Source organism: Streptococcus cristatus, from assembly GCF_003943505.1.
Classification (GTDB): domain Bacteria; phylum Bacillota; class Bacilli; order Lactobacillales; family Streptococcaceae; genus Streptococcus; species Streptococcus cristatus_E.
Window position 1 is genome coordinate 1 of sequence record NZ_RJPS01000123.1, and the last position, 520, is coordinate 520.

At 47.0% G+C, this 520-nt stretch carries 1 protein-coding gene; it reads left to right on the forward strand.

Annotated elements, in window-relative coordinates; genetic code table 11:
- Nucleotides 1-71: 71 nt before the first annotated feature.
- Nucleotides 72-520, forward strand: a 449-nt coding sequence (locus D8792_RS11575) for a mucin-binding protein (protein ID WP_446677408.1), incomplete at its 3' end; no start/stop codon positions are given.

Below are 520 nucleotides of genomic sequence, written 5' to 3' on the forward strand. Positions count from 1 at the left end.
TTGTTACTCTTCGTCATGGTAAAGAAGCAATCAAGGATCCAGCAGAACTCAACAAGAAGGTTACACGTACCATCAAGTATCAATACGCAGATGGTCAAACAGCAGGCCGTCCAGCTCTGAAAGCTCCAGTAACACAAGAAGCAGCCTTCACACGTACAGGTGAGCGCGACCGTGTAACTGACAAGAAGACTTACGGTGCATGGACACCAGCTACGAAAGAATTGGCTCAAGAAGCTACACCAGTCGTAACTGGATTCGTGGCAGATAAGGCCAATGTAGCAGCNAAGACAGTGACTCCTGATGATAAGGATAGCGAAGAAACAGTTAAGTACAGCAAACTTGGTTCATACGTACCAAATGTACCAGACGGACTTCCAAAAGTACCAAACCTTCCATATCCAAACGATCCAACAGATCCAANNAAACCAGGNACTGATCTTCCAGTNNTTCCANATGTACCAGGCACNACACCAGTNGGCCCAGATGGCACAACACCATTGACACCGAAAGATCCGAGCGA